This window comes from Arthrobacter sp. B3I9, assembly GCF_030816935.1.
Classification (GTDB): Bacteria; Actinomycetota; Actinomycetes; order Actinomycetales; family Micrococcaceae; genus Arthrobacter.
Map to the genome: position 1 here is coordinate 811,436 of NZ_JAUSYO010000001.1, position 15,418 is coordinate 826,853.

12 protein-coding genes and 1 riboswitch are annotated in these 15,418 nt (G+C 66.2%); of the genes, 10 read left to right on the top strand and 2 right to left on the bottom strand.

What is annotated here, in order from left to right:
- Positions 1-17: 17 nt before the first annotated feature.
- From QFZ65_RS03795 to QFZ65_RS03805, 3 genes are read left to right on the top strand one after another with little or no spacing between them, the layout of a single operon-like run.
- Complete coding sequence (locus tag QFZ65_RS03795; protein ID WP_306908289.1) at positions 18-1,262, top strand: CaiB/BaiF CoA-transferase family protein; 1,245 nt, start codon at positions 18-20, stop codon at positions 1,260-1,262.
- Positions 1,259-2,248 carry a hydroxymethylglutaryl-CoA lyase gene (locus tag QFZ65_RS03800; protein ID WP_306908290.1) on the top strand — a complete coding sequence of 330 codons (990 nt, stop codon included), beginning with the start codon at positions 1,259-1,261 and terminating at the stop codon, positions 2,246-2,248. Before QFZ65_RS03795 ends, QFZ65_RS03800 begins: the two co-directional genes overlap by 4 nt.
- Positions 2,248-3,237, top strand: coding sequence for a D-glycerate dehydrogenase (locus QFZ65_RS03805; protein ID WP_306908291.1), 990 nt, complete (start codon positions 2,248-2,250; stop codon positions 3,235-3,237). Before QFZ65_RS03800 ends, QFZ65_RS03805 begins: the two co-directional genes overlap by 1 nt.
- Positions 3,238-3,282: 45 nt before the next feature.
- On the opposite strand, the gene QFZ65_RS03810 is transcribed toward QFZ65_RS03805, so the two are convergent.
- Both QFZ65_RS03810 and QFZ65_RS03815 read right to left on the bottom strand, forming a co-directional pair.
- Positions 3,283-4,065, bottom strand: a complete 783-nt coding sequence (locus QFZ65_RS03810) for an IclR family transcriptional regulator (RefSeq protein ID WP_306908292.1) — start codon at positions 4,063-4,065, stop codon at positions 3,283-3,285.
- 54 nt (positions 4,066-4,119) lie between these two features.
- The gene (locus QFZ65_RS03815; protein WP_306908293.1) at positions 4,120-5,022 is read right to left on the bottom strand and encodes a LysR family transcriptional regulator; all 903 of its coding nucleotides are present in this window, start codon (positions 5,020-5,022) and stop codon (positions 4,120-4,122) included.
- A 151-nt stretch (positions 5,023-5,173) separates the two neighbouring features.
- Here QFZ65_RS03815 and QFZ65_RS03820 point away from each other — a divergent pair, with 151 nt between their 5' ends.
- The 7 genes from QFZ65_RS03820 to lipA all read left to right on the top strand — a co-directional run bounded on the left by QFZ65_RS03820 (position 5,174) and on the right by lipA (position 15,403).
- Positions 5,174-6,265 (top strand): tartrate dehydrogenase, encoded by a 1,092-nt coding sequence (locus QFZ65_RS03820; RefSeq protein WP_306908294.1) that lies wholly within the window; start codon positions 5,174-5,176, stop codon positions 6,263-6,265.
- 177 nt (positions 6,266-6,442) lie between these two features.
- Positions 6,443-6,540: riboswitch (glycine riboswitch) on the top strand.
- A gap of 158 nt (positions 6,541-6,698) precedes the next feature.
- Positions 6,699-9,566 (top strand): aminomethyl-transferring glycine dehydrogenase, encoded by a 2,868-nt coding sequence (gene gcvP, locus QFZ65_RS03825; RefSeq protein ID WP_306908295.1) that lies wholly within the window; start codon positions 6,699-6,701, stop codon positions 9,564-9,566.
- A 9-nt stretch (positions 9,567-9,575) separates the two neighbouring features.
- Positions 9,576-10,709, top strand: coding sequence for a glycine cleavage system aminomethyltransferase GcvT (gene gcvT, locus QFZ65_RS03830; RefSeq protein WP_306908296.1), 1,134 nt, complete (start codon positions 9,576-9,578; stop codon positions 10,707-10,709).
- Between the two features lie 274 nt (positions 10,710-10,983).
- Positions 10,984-11,367 carry a glycine cleavage system protein GcvH gene (gene gcvH / locus QFZ65_RS03835; RefSeq protein WP_306908298.1) on the top strand — a complete coding sequence of 128 codons (384 nt, stop codon included), beginning with the start codon at positions 10,984-10,986 and terminating at the stop codon, positions 11,365-11,367.
- Entirely contained in the window at positions 11,364-12,689 is a 1,326-nt protein-coding gene (gene glyA, locus QFZ65_RS03840; RefSeq protein ID WP_306908300.1) for a serine hydroxymethyltransferase, read from the top strand. Before gcvH ends, glyA begins: the two co-directional genes overlap by 4 nt.
- Before the next feature lie 280 nt (positions 12,690-12,969).
- Positions 12,970-14,382: an L-serine ammonia-lyase gene (locus QFZ65_RS03845; protein WP_306908301.1), complete on the top strand. Its 1,413-nt coding sequence runs from the start codon at positions 12,970-12,972 to the stop codon at positions 14,380-14,382.
- A gap of 13 nt (positions 14,383-14,395) precedes the next feature.
- On the top strand, positions 14,396-15,403 hold the full coding sequence (gene lipA, locus QFZ65_RS03850) for a lipoyl synthase (protein ID WP_306908302.1): 1,008 nt from the start codon (positions 14,396-14,398) through the stop codon (positions 15,401-15,403).
- Positions 15,404-15,418 lie beyond the last annotated feature (15 nt).

Here is a 15,418-nt window from a genome sequence, read left to right on the forward strand (position 1 = left end):
GAAAGAACCGAAGCCAAATGACGATTGACAACACGGCCGCGCCGCTTCATGGCGTCCGCGTCCTGGAACTGGGCAACTACATCGCCGCCCCCACCGCCGGCCGGCTGCTTGCCGACTTCGGCGCGGAGGTCATCAAGGTGGAACGGCCCCGCACCGGCGACGAGCTCAGAAACTGGAGACTGTACGCGGGGGACACCTCGATGCTCTACAGAACTATCAACCGGAACAAGAAATCTGTCGTTCTGGACCTGCGGACCGAGGAGGGCCGCCAGCTTGTCCTGGAGCTGGCCGCGGCGTCGGACATCGTGCTGGAGAACTTCCGGCCCGGCACACTCGAAAAATGGGGTTTGGGCCCCGAGGCGCTGAACGAGGCCAACCCCGAGCTGATCCTGACCAGGATTTCCGCCTTCGGCCAGACCGGACCGATGGCGTCCCGGCCCGGCTTCGCCGCCGTCGCCGAGGCCTTCGGAGGCTTCCGGGACCTGGTGGGGGATCCTGACCGTCCCCCGGTCCGGGTGGGCGTTTCCATCGGTGACACCATCGCCGGCCTGTATGCGGCCTTTGGTTCCGTCATGTCGCTCTTTGAGAGAGAAATCAGGCGCGGCAAAACCCCGGTGCCCCTCCAGCAAAGGATGATCGACGTAGCTCTCAATGAAGCGATGCTGTCGGTAACCGAATCCCTGATCCCCGACCACACCGCCTTCGGCATCAACCGGCAACGGACCGGCGGGCGCATGGAAGGCATAGCCCCCTCCAACGCCTACCTGTGCATCGACGGAAGCATCGTGGTCGCGGGCAACGGCGACGCCATCTTCAAGCGCTACATGGAGGTCATCCGGCGCCCGGACCTCGCCGACGACCCGGGGCTGCAGTCCAATGCGGCCCGGTGGGAACGGCGGGATGAACTCGACCAGGCGATCGGCGACTGGGCCAAACACCTCACCACCTCGCAGGCACTCGCCATCCTGGACGCGGCAGGGGTGCCCGCCGGGCCGATCTACACGGCAGCGGACATCGTTTCAGACACCCAATACGCTGCCCGGAACATGATCCAACGCTTCGATGTGTCCACCGGCGAGGAAACCCTGACCAACGTGGCGTTTCCCGGGATCATCCCCGTCATCGGGGGGAAGTCACTGCCGATCAGGAATCTCGGCCCGGATCTCGGCGCCGACACCAAGGACGTTTTCGAACGTGTGCTCGGCAAGACGGCCGTTGAGGCCGATTCGATCATTGCAAAGATGGAGATGGAAACAGTATGAACACCGCCGGACCTGATTTTCAGTTGCGGGACGTGACCCTCCGGGACGGGCTGCAGCTCACCGGGGGGATGCTCTCCACGGACCGGAAAGCCTCCATTGTGCGCTCCCTTCTGGAGGCCGGGGTGCCGGCCATCGAGATCGGCTCCATGGCTCGTGCGGACCTGGTGCCGTCGATGGCCAACACCGTTGAACTTATCGGCGCCCTGACCCCGGATGAACTGGAGAAATGCTGGGTATGGGTGGCGACACCCGGGCATGTGGCCAGAGCTGCGGCCGCCGGTGCGCGGAACTTCCAGTACTGCCTCTCGGCCTCCGACTCGCACAACAAGGCGAACATCGGCCGCACCACCGATGAAAGCCTTGCCGCGCTGCCCCAGGCGGTGGCCAACGCAACCGCCGTGGACGGCCGGATCCAGCTCTGCATCGCCACCTCGTTCACCTGCCCCTTCGAAGGAACGGTGCCGGAGGAGCGGGTCCTGGCCATCGCCAACGACCCGCGCGCGGCGGGAACGACGGACATCGTCCTCTGCGACACCCTCGGCCAGGCCATCCCGGCACAGGTCTCCGGGCTGGTCCGGCGCGTCCGCGAAGAGTCCCCGGCCCGCCGGATCGTCTACCACGGCCACGACACCTGGGGACTCGGCGTCGCAAACACCCTTGCCGCCATTGAGGCGGGGGCCACCATGGTCGACGGCGCGCTGGGCGGCCTCGGCGGCTGCCCCTTCGCCCCCGGCGCCAGCGGCAACACCTCCACCGAAGACATCCTGTTCGCCACCCGTCCCGACTGGCTGACAACCGGCAGGTTCGCCGGGCTCGTCGGGATGTCCGAGAAACTCCTTGCAGAACTTGGTGAGCCTAACCGGTCAAAATCAGCCCAGGGTGCGCGCTCGAAGGCAGCGGCCTTCGAGTGGGTCATCCCGTCCGACAGCCCGGGTTCCGCCAGCATGGATTCAGCCAGCGTGCCCTGCGGTGCGGGAGGCAATTGATGGCCATCCACTTTCTGGTGACCACCGCCATACCGGAACCGGGCCTCCAACTGCTTCGCGACGCCGGCCAGGTAACCGTCCTGGCCGAACCTCCCGACTACGGGACGCTGGCGGCGCTGTGCGCCTCGGGTGATTTCGACGTCGTCCTCACCCAACTGCGCGACCGGATGGACGCGCCCCTTCTGGCAGCCGCCCGCGTGCGGGGCGTGTCCAACTTCGCCGTCGGGTACAACAACATCGACGTCGATGCGGCCACCCGCCACGGCATCCTGGTGGGCAACACTCCCGGCGTGTTGACGGACGCGACCGCCGACATCGCCATGCTGCTGATTCTTGGAACCGCCCGCCGGGTGGTGGAAGCGGACCGGCTGGTCCGCGACGGCCGGTTCTCCGGGTGGGAGCCGGAACTCCTGCTGGGTCGAGACGTCTCCGGTGCGGTGCTTGGCCTCGCCGGATTCGGCAGGATAGCCCGGGCCACCGCCCGGCGGGCCCTCGGCTTCGGCATGGACGTGCTCTTTGCCCCGCGGCCGCCGGGGGACCGCCACGTCAGCGACGACGAACTCGGCGAGTTCGCGGGCAAGGTGCGGCAGGTTACGTGGAACGAGCTCGTCCAGCGCAGCGACTTCCTCTCCCTGCACGTGCCGCTGACCGACCAGACGCGGCACCTCGTGGACGACGATGTGCTGCAGCGCATGAAACCCGAAGCCATTCTGATCAACACAGCCCGCGGGCCGGTGGTGCACGAAGCCGCCCTCGTCGAGGCGCTCCACTCCGGAACCATCGCCGGTGCCGGCCTGGACGTCTTTGAGGACGAGCCGCAGCTGACGCCCGGGCTGGCGGCGTTGCCCAACACTGTCCTCCTGCCTCACATCGGCAGCGCGACGGTGCCGGTCCGTAACGAGATGGCCCGGTTGAGCGCCCTGAACGCGGTGGCCATCGCCGAGGGCCGCGTGCTGCCGCACGCCGTGAACCCGCTGCTGGGTGCCTGACGTCCTGAAGCTCCGGACAGCGTCAAGGCGGTGCTGCGCCTGGTGTCAGGCTTCTCCGGGGAACCGTCCCCCGATCAGGCGCGTCATGTTCTCGGCTGTGGCAAGAAGGGGTTCCACCCACGCCTCGCACGTCTCGCGCGGCATCCGCAGAGTCGGACCGCTGATGGTCACCGCGCCCACCAGGGCGGCCGCAGAGTCGAAAACCGGGGCCGACAGGCCGGAAGCGCCGTCTTCACGTTCACCGACCGTGATGGCGAATCCGTCGGTCCGGGTCTTCTTCACCGCCATTTCCAGGTCCTCGGAGCTGGTGATCGTGGAATCGGTGATCGGTTCCAAGGGATCCCGCATGACGGCATCCATGAGTTCGGTATCCCAGGCCAGCAGGACGCGCCCGGCGGATCCGGCATGAAGAGGGAGGATTTTGCCGAGATGCATCTCGCGGCGGAGCGCGTGGCGGGTTTCGGCCATGGCGACGCACACACGGTAATGCTGTTCGGCCTTGAAGAAGCAGGCGGTTTCGCCCGTGCTGTCCCGCAGCGTCTTCAGTAGCGGGCCGATGATGTCCAGGACTTCCATTCCGCGGGTGGCTGGGGCAGCCCAGTACGCCATCCGAACGCCGATCCGGAACCGGTCGTCCACCCGGTCGATGAATCCATGCCCCACCAGGTTGCCCACCAGGCGTTGCACAGTGGAGGTCGGAAGGCCGGTCGAGTCGCGGATTTCGGCCAGCGTCAGCTCGGGCCGGGCGAGCGAGAAGGAATCCAGGATGTCACTGATCTTGGCCAGTACAAGCAGAGGGGCGGGCCCTTGGTTCGTGGGAGTAACCATGGGCCAATTCTATGGTCGGCCCGCATCGCTTTGCGGACAGCGAAGGCACTCAGGCTAGGCCAGGCGTTCCGCCAGTCCTTTCCTGAGGTATTCGATGGCTTCACTGACCCGGCGGGGCGTGTGCACCGCGGCGGGATACACCGCATGGATGTCCGCTGCGGGCGTCGGCACATCCGCCAGGACCTGCTGCAGCTGCCCCTGCCGCAGCAGCGGGTTCACGTGCCAGCTGGAGCGCATGATGAGTCCAAGGCCCTGAAGGCACCATCCGGTGACGACCTCTCCGTCGTCGCTGACCATATTGCCGTTCACCCGCACGTTTTGTTCCCGGCCCTCGGATCCGAACCGCCAGACCGCGTAGTCGCTGCTGTCCTGCCGGAGGACGATGCAGTTGTGCTGTTCAAGATCGGCCACTGCGGTGGGCCGGCCCACGGTGTCCAGGTACTGCGGGGCCGCGCACACCACCCTGCGGCTCTCCGCGAGGCGTTTGGACTTCAGCCGCGAGTCTTCGAGGCTGCCCACCCGGATGCCGATGTCGAAGCTTGTCCCTGCGATGTTCAGCGGAAGCGCGGACAGCTCAAGGTCAACCGAGACCCGGGGGTGCTCCCGCACGAACTCGCCGAGCAGCGGGGCGATGTGGATGCGGCCGAGGCCGATGGTGGAGTGCACGGCGATCCGTCCCTGCAGTTCGCCGTACTTCCGGGAAACCCCCTCCTCGAGGTCCGTTTTCTGTTGGAGGATTGACAGGGCCCCGGCGGCGTACTGCTCCCCTTCGGGCGTGAGCGTCAGTTTGCGGGTACTCCGCCGGACCAGCAGCACGCCGAGCCGGGACTCCAGCTGGGTCAGTCTTTTGCTGACGGCGGGGAGTGACTTTCCCCAGCTTCTGGCGGCATCCGTCAGGCTGCGCGAGCGGGAGATCTGCTCAAAGAACTCCAGGTCATCCACGCTGCCCAAATCCACTGCTGCTACTTCTTTCCCTGGGAGAAACAATGCCTTGCCGGAAAACCCCTGAATCCTGCCCTTCTTCATCCATACACTGGTGGAACAGAAGGTGCAACGCACTCCTCGGGTGCAACAGGCCGGCATCATTGCCCGACAAGAAAGTCTTCCGATGACACAGACTCATAAGATTGCCGTAATTGCCGGAGATGGAATCGGCCAGGAAGTGGTCCCGCAGGGGATGCGGGCACTGGAAGCCGCAGCGGAGGCCTTCGGATTCAGGCTCCAGACCACAGACTTCGACTTTGCCAACGGCGACTACTACCTCAAGCACGGAAAGATGCTGCCCGACAACTGGTTCGACCAGCTCAGCGGCTTCGACGCCATCTTCTTCGGCGCTGTGGGCTCCCCGGACACCGTCCCGGACCACATCTCGCTGTGGGGGAGCCTCCTGCAGTTCCGGCGCCACTTCGACCAATACGTCAACCTGCGGCCCGTGAAGCTGCTGGCCGGCGTGAAGAGCCCGCTGGCGGACCGGGTTCCCGGGGATATCGACTTCTACGTCGTCCGGGAAAACACCGAAGGTGAATACTCCAGCGTCGGCGGCCGGATGTTTGAAGGGACCGACCGGGAAACGGTCATCCAGGAAACGGTCATGACCAGGACCGGCGTCGACCGCATCCTGAAGTACGCCTTCAACCTTGCCGACAGCCGCCCCAAGAAGCACCTGACGTCAGCCACCAAGAGCAACGGCATCGCCATCACCATGCCGTACTGGGACGAGCGGGTCGAGGCCATGGCGCAGAACTTCAGTGATGTCAGGACCGACAGCTACCACATCGACATCCTCACGGCGAACTTCGTGCTGCACCCGGAGAGGTTTGACGTCGTCGTGGCCAGCAACCTCTTCGGAGACATCCTGTCCGATCTGGGACCTGCGTGCACGGGAACCATCGGCATCGCGCCCAGCGGCAACATCAACCCCGAGCGTCGTTTCCCGAGCCTCTTCGAACCGGTCCACGGCTCAGCGCCGGATATCGCCGGAAAGGGCATCGCCAACCCCGTCGGCCAGATCTGGAGCGCAGCGATGATGCTGCAGCACCTTGGCGAAGATGCCGCGGCTGCCGCCGTTGTGCAGGCCTTCGAGAACGTCCTGGCAAGGGGAGGCGAAGCCCTCACCCCTGACCTGGGCGGCAACGGCAGCACCGAACTGCTGGGAAAGACCATCGCGGACGAGATCCGCACTGTAGCCGCGAACGGCTGACATCCGCGCCTGTGAGGTACCGGGGCGGTCTTGGTGGACCGCCGCGGCCGGGCCGCCGCGGTCTGCCAGACCTCTTCACCGGCGCCTTCGGGAGGCGCCACGTGCGGGCCCGTTTTTGCATCCGGCCCGTCCAGCAGGTAGAGTGTGAGCCGTGTCACCCACCAGTGGCACGGCTTATGATCTGCGGCGGGAGAGTCTTGCCGGTACGTTCAGCAGGCGCCGTAGGAGCAAATCCTCCCCAGGAATCTCTCAGGCCCACGTACCGCCGCGGCAAGGCAACTCTGGAAAGCAGTCCGGGAAACCGGGCTCACCGACGGTGCAAGCGGCGCGCTGCTGACAGCAGGCAAAGCAAAACTCTCAGGTCCAATACAGAGCGGGGAGGAACCCGAATCAACGTGGCGCACTGCGCCACCTGAATTATGGAGTTCCTCATATGACGGTTCAATCGTCCCCATCCACCTTCGCAGACCGCCACATCGGCGCCCGCCGCCAGTCCGACATTGACACCATGCTCAAGGCCGTCGGTTACGACAGCGTCGACGGCCTCGTTGACAGCGCGGTCCCCGAGTCCATCCGCCAGGAAAAGCCCCTCAGCCTTGACAGCGCCCTCAGCGAAGTCGAAGTGCTGGCCGAGCTGCGCAAGCTTGCCGCGAAGAACAAGACCGCTGTCCAGATGATCGGCCAGGGCTACTACGACACCGTCACGCCGCCGGTGATCCGACGCAACATCCTTGAAGCCCCGGCCTGGTACACGGCGTACACCCCCTACCAGCCGGAAATCTCCCAGGGCCGGCTCGAGGCGCTGCTGAACTTCCAGACCATGGTCCAGGACCTCACCGCACTGCCGGTCGCCAACGCGTCCCTGCTCGATGAAGCCACCGCAGTGGCCGAGGCAGTGCTGTTGATGCGCCGGGCGAACAAGAACAAGTCCGCCAAGGACGGCAAGACCGTCCTCGACGCCGACCTCCTCCCGCAGACCATCGCCATCGTGCTGGGCCGCGCTGAAGCCCTCGGCTTCGAGGTGGAGGTTGCGGACCTGTCCAAGGGATTGCCCGACGGCGACATCAACGGCGTGGTGCTCCAGCAGCCCGGCGTGTCCGGCCGTGTGTGGGACCAGTCCGGCGTCATCGCCGCGGCCAAGGACCGCGGCGCACTGGTCACCGTGGCCGCGGACCTGCTGGCCCTCACCCTGATCACTCCTCCGGGCGAACAGGGGGCGGACATCGCCGTCGGTTCCACCCAGCGCCTGGGTGTGCCGCTGTTCTTCGGCGGTCCGCACGCTGCCTACATGGCGGTCCGGAACGGCATGGAACGCACGCTCCCGGGCCGCATCGTCGGCGTCTCCAAGGACAACGCCGGCGTCCCCGCCTACCGCCTGGCGCTCCAGACCCGCGAGCAGCACATCCGCCGCGAGAAGGCCACGTCCAACATCTGCACCGCGCAGGCACTGCTGGCGATCGTCTCCTCGTTCTACGCCGTCTACCACGGCCCGGACGGGCTGAAGGCCATCGCCGAGACCGTCCACAACAACGCCCGTGCCCTGGCCGCCACGCTGAAGGTCGCGGGCCGGGAACTGGTCTGCGACTCGTTCTTCGACACCGTTACGGTCCGCGTGCCCGGCAAGGCCGACAAGGTCATCGCCGCCGCCGAGGCCCGCGGCATCAACCTGCGCCTCATCGATGCGGACACAGTTGGCGTGTCAGTCGATGAGACCACGACGCCGGAGATCCTCTCCGCGGTGGTCGTCGCCTTTGGCGCCGGTCCGGTCGTGGAGGCTGCAGGGTTCGAGTTGCCTGAGTCGGTGCTGCGCACCTCCACGTACCTGCAGCACCCGGTCTTCAACACGCACCGCTCCGAGACCCAGCTGCTGCGCTACATCCGGAAGCTCTCGGACCGCGACCTGGCCTTGGACCGCACCATGATCCCGCTGGGCTCCTGCACCATGAAGCTGAACGCCACCGCCGAGATGGAAGCCATCTCGTGGCCCGAGTTCGCCTCCATCCACCCCTTCGCGCCGGACTCCCAGACCGCCGGCTGGCGTGAACTCATTGCCGGACTCGAAGCCGACCTCGCCGAGATCACCGGGTACGACCAGGTTTCCATCCAGCCGAACGCCGGATCCCAGGGCGAGCTCGCCGGGCTGCTCGCCATCCGCGGCTACCACCACTCCCGCGGCGACCAGCAGCGCAACATCTGCCTGATCCCGGCCTCGGCCCACGGCACCAACGCCGCCTCCGCCGTGCTCGCCGGAATGAAGGTGGTTGTTGTGGCGACCGCCGCCGACGGAACCATCGACCACGCCGACCTGCAGGCCAAGATCGAGGCCCACAAGGACGTCCTCTCGGCGATCATGATCACCTACCCGTCCACGCACGGCGTGTACGACGCCGACGTCCGCGAAGTGTGTGACGCCATCCACGCGGCTGGCGGCCAGGTGTACGTCGACGGCGCCAACCTGAACGCCCTCGTCGGCCTCGCCCAGCCGGGCAAGTTCGGCGGCGACGTTTCGCACCTGAACCTGCACAAGACCTTCTGCATCCCGCACGGCGGCGGCGGACCCGGCGTCGGCCCGGTCGCGGCGAAGGCCCACCTGGCACCGTTCATGCCCGGTGACGCCAACAAGGCCGCACACGAAGCCGACGCTATCGAACCAGGAACTGGTGTCGCAATTTCGGCCTCGCGCTTCGGTTCAGCCGGCGTACTCCCGATTTCCTGGGCCTATGTGAAGCTCATGGGCGGCCAGGGACTGACCGAGGCGACCAAGTCCGCACTGCTGGCAGCGAACTACGTTGCCGCCCGGCTGGATGAGCACTTCCCGGTCCTCTACACCGGAGAGAGCGGCCTGGTGGCCCACGAATGCATCCTGGACCTCCGGGAACTGACGTCCCGCACCGGCGTGACGGCGGAGGACGTGGCCAAGCGCCTGATCGACTTCGGTTTCCACGCTCCCACGCTGTCCTTCCCGGTGGCCGGGACGCTGATGGTGGAGCCCACCGAGTCCGAGGACCTTGCCGAGATCGACCGCTTCATTGAAGCGATGATCACCATCCGGCAGGAAATCGACCAAGTGGCTGCCGGTGATTTCACTGTGGAAAATTCACCGCTGCGGAACGCACCCCACACCGCTGCCGCCGTCGTCGCCTCCGACTGGGACCGGGAGTACCCGCGTGAACAGGCCGTCTTCCCGGTCCACGCACTCCGGCAGGACAAGTACTTCCCGCCCGTCGGCCGCATCGACGGCGCGGCAGGGGACCGGAACCTGGTCTGCTCCTGCCCTCCGCTTTCTGATTTTGAGAACTAAGGATTCCTGATGACTGAGAACTACACCGCCCTCTACGAGCAGCACAAAATCGCAGGCGCCTCCTTCACGGACTTCGGCGGCTGGCAGATGCCCCTGAAGTACAGCTCCGAGCTGGCCGAGCACCACGCCGTCCGCAATGCCGCCGGTCTCTTCGACCTCTCGCACATGGGCGAAGTCTGGGTCACCGGCCCGGACGCCGCGGCCTTCCTGGACTACGCCCTGGCCGGAAAGCTGTCCGCGGTGGCGGTGGGCAAGGCCAAGTACTCGCTGATCTGCCAGGAAGACGGCGGCATCATCGATGACCTGATCACGTACCGCCCTGGTGAGGAGAAGTTCCTGGTGGTCCCCAACGCCGGCAACGCCGTGGTGGTCGCGGCGGCACTGGCCCAGCGGGCAGAAGGTTTCGACGTCGAGGTGCAGGACGTTTCCGCGGATACCTCCCTGATCGCCGTCCAGGGGCCGAAGGCCGAGGAGATCCTCCTGGCGCTGGTCCCGGCCGAGCAGCATTCGCTGGTGACCGAGCTGAAGTACTACGCCGCCGTGGAGGTGGGCATCACCGTCAACGGCACCGCCCAGGACCTGCTCGTGGCCCGCACCGGGTACACCGGCGAGGACGGTTTCGAGATCTATGTCCCCAACGAAGGCGCCGCCGGCCTGTGGGAGGCGCTGCTCGAAGCAGGCGCCGGCCACGGCCTCGTCCCCGCCGGGCTGGCCTGCCGCGACTCGCTCCGCCTGGAAGCCGGCATGCCCCTCTACGGCAACGAGCTTTCCCGCAACGGCAACCCATACGCCGCGGGCTTGGGCCCGGTCGTCTCGCTCGCCAAGGAGTCGGACTTCATCGGCAAGGCCATGCTGGCCGAGCTCAAGGCCCTGGGCGCCGGGTCCACTTCAGGCCGCAAGCTCGTGGGGCTCAAAGGCCTGGGCCGCCGGGCAGGGCGCAGCCACTACCCGGTCCTCAAGGACGGCAACGTCGTCGGCGAAGTAACCTCGGGCCAGCCCAGCCCCACGCTGGGGTACCCGATCGCCATGGCCTATGTCGACGTCGAATTCACCGAACCCGGCACGGCCCTGGACATCGATCTGCGCGGCAAACCAGAGCCCTTCGAAGTCGTCGCACTGCCGTTCTACAAGCGCTCGAAGTAAGTTTCTCCGGTCGGGTTCGGACCGGCAGACCGGACTTTTCACGCGTGCTGCTCCTTCGTCGCTTTGACGCACGCTTTCGAAAAGCCCGGCTCTGCCGGCCCTCCGATGCTCTCTCACCTTTCGCGGCGCTTGAGCCGACGCTCTCTCACCTTTCGCGCGTTCTGGGCGAACGCTCTCTCACCTTTCGCGGCGCTTGAGCCGACGCTCTCTCACCTTTCGCGCGTTCTGGGCGAACGCTCTCTCACTTTTCACACACCAGATTAAGGAAATGCACATGGCAAAAGTTATTGCTGAACTGAAGTACTCCGCTGAACATGAGTGGGTTGCTGTTGATGGGTCCGGGCCGGTGGGGATTGGGATCTCTGCTGTTGCTGCCGATGCCCTCGGTGACATTGTGTACGTGGACCTGCCCGAGGTCGGCTCGGCTGTGACGGCGGGGGAGACTTGTGGGGAGGTGGAGTCCACCAAGTCTGTCTCGGACCTGTACGCCCCGGTCACCGGCGAGGTTGTGGAGATCAACGATGACGTTGTCTCTGATCCTGCGCTGATCAACAGCGACCCCTATGGTGCCGGCTGGCTTTTCAAGGTCGCCGTGACCGAAGAGGGCCCGCTGATGTCCGGTGAAGAATACGCAGCAGCCAACGGCGGCGAGCTGTGAGCGCCGCAACGACGGGTACCGTCGCGTTCGAGCAGGTTGTTTCCCCGTCGCTGGACGCGGACCTTGCCGCGCTGGATCCCAAGATCGCTGGAAAGATCGACGACGAGCTGACCCGCCAGCGTGACGGGCTGGAGATGATCGCCTCGGAGAACCACACGGCCAGGGCGGTGATGCAGGCGCAGGGCTCGGTGCTGACCAACAAGTACGCCGAAGGTTATCCCGGCAAGCGCTACTACGGCGGCTGCGAGCACGTGGATGTGGTCGAGCAGCTGGCGATCGACAGGGTCAAGGCACTCTTCGGGGCCGAATACGCGAACGTCCAGCCGCACTCCGGTGCGCAGGCCAACGCCTCGGTGATGCACGCGCTGATCAAGCCCGGGGACACCATCATGGGCCTGAACCTGGCCCACGGCGGGCACCTGACCCACGGGATGAAGATCAACTTCTCCGGCAAGCTGTACAACGTGGTGCCGTACGGCGTCCGCGAGGACACCCATGCCGTGGACATGGCCGAGGTGGAGCGGCTGGCACAGGAGCACAAGCCCGCGCTGATCGTGGCCGGCTGGTCGGCGTACGCCCGCCAGCTCGATTTCGCCGCTTTCCGCCGGATCGCGGACTCGGTGGGCGCCTACCTGATGGTGGACATGGCCCACTTCGCCGGCCTCGTGGCCGCCGGGCTGCACCCCAGCCCGGTGCCGCACGCCCACGTCACCACCTCCACGACGCACAAGACTCTCGCCGGTCCGCGCGGCGGGATTATCCTGACCAACGACGCCGACATCGCCAAGAAGATCAACTCGGCAGTGTTCCCCGGCCAGCAAGGCGGCCCGCTGGAGCATGTCATCGCCGGGAAGGCAGTGGCATTCAAGATCGCCGCGTCGCCGGAGTTCAAGGAGCGCCAGGAACGTGTCCTGGCCGGCGCCCGGATCCTGGCCGAACGCCTGGTCCAGCCCGACGTCACGGCCAAGGGCATCTCCGTGGTCTCCGGCGGCACCGACGTGCACCTGGTCCTCGTTGACCTGCGCAGCTGCCAGCTCAACGGCCAGGAAGCCGAGGACCGCCTCGCGGAAATCGACATCACCGTCAACCGCAACGCCGTGCCCTTCGATCCGCGCCCGCCCATGGTCACTTCGGGCCTGCGGATCGGCACCCCGGCGCTGGCCACCCGCGGGTTCGGCGAAGCCGCCTTTGCCGAGGTGGCGGACATCATCGCCGAGGCCCTGATCGCCGACGCCGGCGCTGACCTGTCCGGTCTGCGGTCACGAGTAGAGGCACTCGCCGCCGCCCACCCGCTCTATCCTTCCGTCACGAACCTCGCCTGAGTGCGTTATTGCGGCTGGGTCCGCGTTGGCGGACCGGACTTTTCACGCGTGCTGGCTCGTTCCTCGCCTTGACGCACGCTTTCGAAAAGCCCGGCTCCGCCAACGCTCGCGCTTCCGTGACCTTTGGCGAGGGGAACCTCGGAGGGGGTGGGGCATCCGGCAGCATGCGTCTAAGGGAGCGTCACGTCCGCGCAGCGGGCGTCTTCGCGACCGAGCATGCAGAGGATGTCCCGCCACCTCCCCTCCCAACCCGACCACACTTCTAGTTAGGAACCCGGCTATGGCTGTTGGCGTCTTTGATCTTTTTTCTATCGGCATAGGTCCGTCCAGTTCGCATACTGTGGGGCCGATGCGGGCTGCCGCTGTGTTTGCTGAGGAACTTAAATCCCTGGGCAAGCTTGCGGAAGTGGCGTCGTTGCGGGTGGACCTTTATGGGTCGCTGGCCGCGACGGGGCATGGGCATGGGACGATGACCGCGATCCTGCTGGGGTTGGAGGGGTTTCATCCGGAGCTGATCCTGCCGGAGGAGGTGGAGGACCGGCTGGCGGCGATCGCGGAGAGCGGGTTGCTGCAGCTGGCCGGTGCTGTTCCTTTGCCGTATGGGGTGAAGGACATGGTGCTGCGTCCGTTGACGGTTTTGCCGCGGCATACCAACGGCATGACGTTCGCGGTGTCCGACGCCGGGGGCGGTGTGCTGCACAGCGCGACGTTTTTCTCGGTGGGTGGCGGGTTCATCATCCGTGAGGGTGAGGAGGACGCGGCGCAGCAGGAGCTTGAGGAGTCCAAGAAGGAATTGCCGCTGCCGTTCCGGACGGCTGCGGAGTTGCTGGAGCACTGCCGGGAAACGGGGCTGGGCATCAGCGACGTGATGCGGGTCAACGAGGAAGACAGCCGTACCCCGGAGGAGATCCGGGAGGGCCTGCTGCATATCTACTCCGTGATGGAGGGCTGCGTGGCGGCCAGCTTGAAGCGTGAGGGTTTGCTGCCCGGGGGGTTGAAGGTCCGCCGCCGCGCCCCGGACTGGCATGAGCGGCTGTTGAAGGAAAGCGCCGGGCAGGACCCGGAGTACCGGGATCCGAAGTACTGGCAGGAGTGGGTGAACCTGGTTGCCCTGGCGGTGAACGAGGAGAACGCCTCGGGCGGCCGGGTGGTCACCGCTCCGACGAACGGCGCGGCCGGGATCATTCCGGCGGTGCTGTATTACGCGCTGCATTTCGCGCCGGGGATGGACAAGGCCACGCAGGGTGACCGCGATGACGTCGTGGTGAGGTTCCTGCTGGCCGCCGGCGCGGTCGGGGTGCTCTACAAGGAGCAGGCGTCGATTTCGGGTGCGGAGGTCGGTTGCCAGGGTGAGGTGGGGTCGGCGTCGTCGATGGCTGCTGCCGGGCTGGCCGAGGTGATGGGCGGTACTCCGGCGCAGGTGGAGAACGCGGCGGAGATCGCGATGGAACACAACCTGGGCCTGACGTGTGACCCGATCGGCGGGCTGGTCCAGGTCCCGTGCATCGAGCGGAACGCGATCGCTGCGGCGAAGGCGATCAACGCCGCGAAGATGGCCCTCTGGGGTGACGGCACGCACCGGGTGTCCCTGGACGAGGTGATCATCACCATGCGTGAGACCGGCAAGGACATGAGCTCCAAATACAAGGAAACGGCCATGGGCGGCCTCGCCGTCAACGTCGTCGAATGCTGAAGGAAAGAGAACTATGACACTGGCACCAGAAGGCCGGAAGATGCTGCGCATCGAGCAGCGGAACGCGGCCACACCGGTGGAACGCAAGCCCGAATGGATCAAGGCCAAGGTCCAGATGGGCCCGGAGTTCGTGCAGCTCAAGAACCTGGTCAAGAAGGAAGGCCTGCACACCGTCTGTGAGGAGGCCGGCTGCCCCAACATCTTCGAATGCTGGGAAGACAAGGAAGCGACCTTCCTGATCGGCGGCTCCGAATGCACCCGCCGCTGCGACTTCTGCCAGATCGACACCGGCAAGCCCTCCCCGGTGGACATGTTCGAGCCGACCAAGGTGGCCCGCTCCGTGCAGTCCATGCAGCTGCGCTACGCCACCGTCACCGGCGTGGCCCGCGATGACCTCGCCGACGAGGGCGTCTGGCTGTACGCCGAAACGGTCCGCAAGATCCACGAACTGAACCCGGGCACCGGCGTCGAACTCCTCATTCCGGACTTCTCCGGGAAACCCGAACACATCGCGGCGATCTGCGACTCCAAGCCCGAGGTGTTCGCCCACAACGTCGAGACCGTGCCGCGGATCTTCAAGCGGATCCGCCCGGCCTTCCGCTACGACCGGTCGCTGGATGTGATCACGCAGGGCCGGAAGCTCGGCATGGTGACCAAATCGAACCTGATCCTGGGCATGGGCGAGACCCGCGAGGAGATCTCCGAGGCCCTGCGGGACCTGCACGAGGCCGGCTGTGACCTGATCACCATCACCCAGTACCTGCGCCCGTCCGAGCGGCACCTGCCGGTGGACCGCTGGGTCAAGCCGCAGGAGTTCGTTGACCTGCAGCAGGAAGCGGACGAGATCGGCTTCCTCGGCGTCATGTCCGGGCCGCTGGTGCGTTCGTCCTACCGCGCCGGCCGGCTCTGGGCCACCGCGATGCGCAAGAAGGGCTGGGAAATCCCGGCCGAGCTCGCCCACATCGAAAGCTCCGGAAGCACCCGCCAGGAAGCCAGCTCACTGCTGGCCGCCACAGCCTGACCCACCAACCCGGAT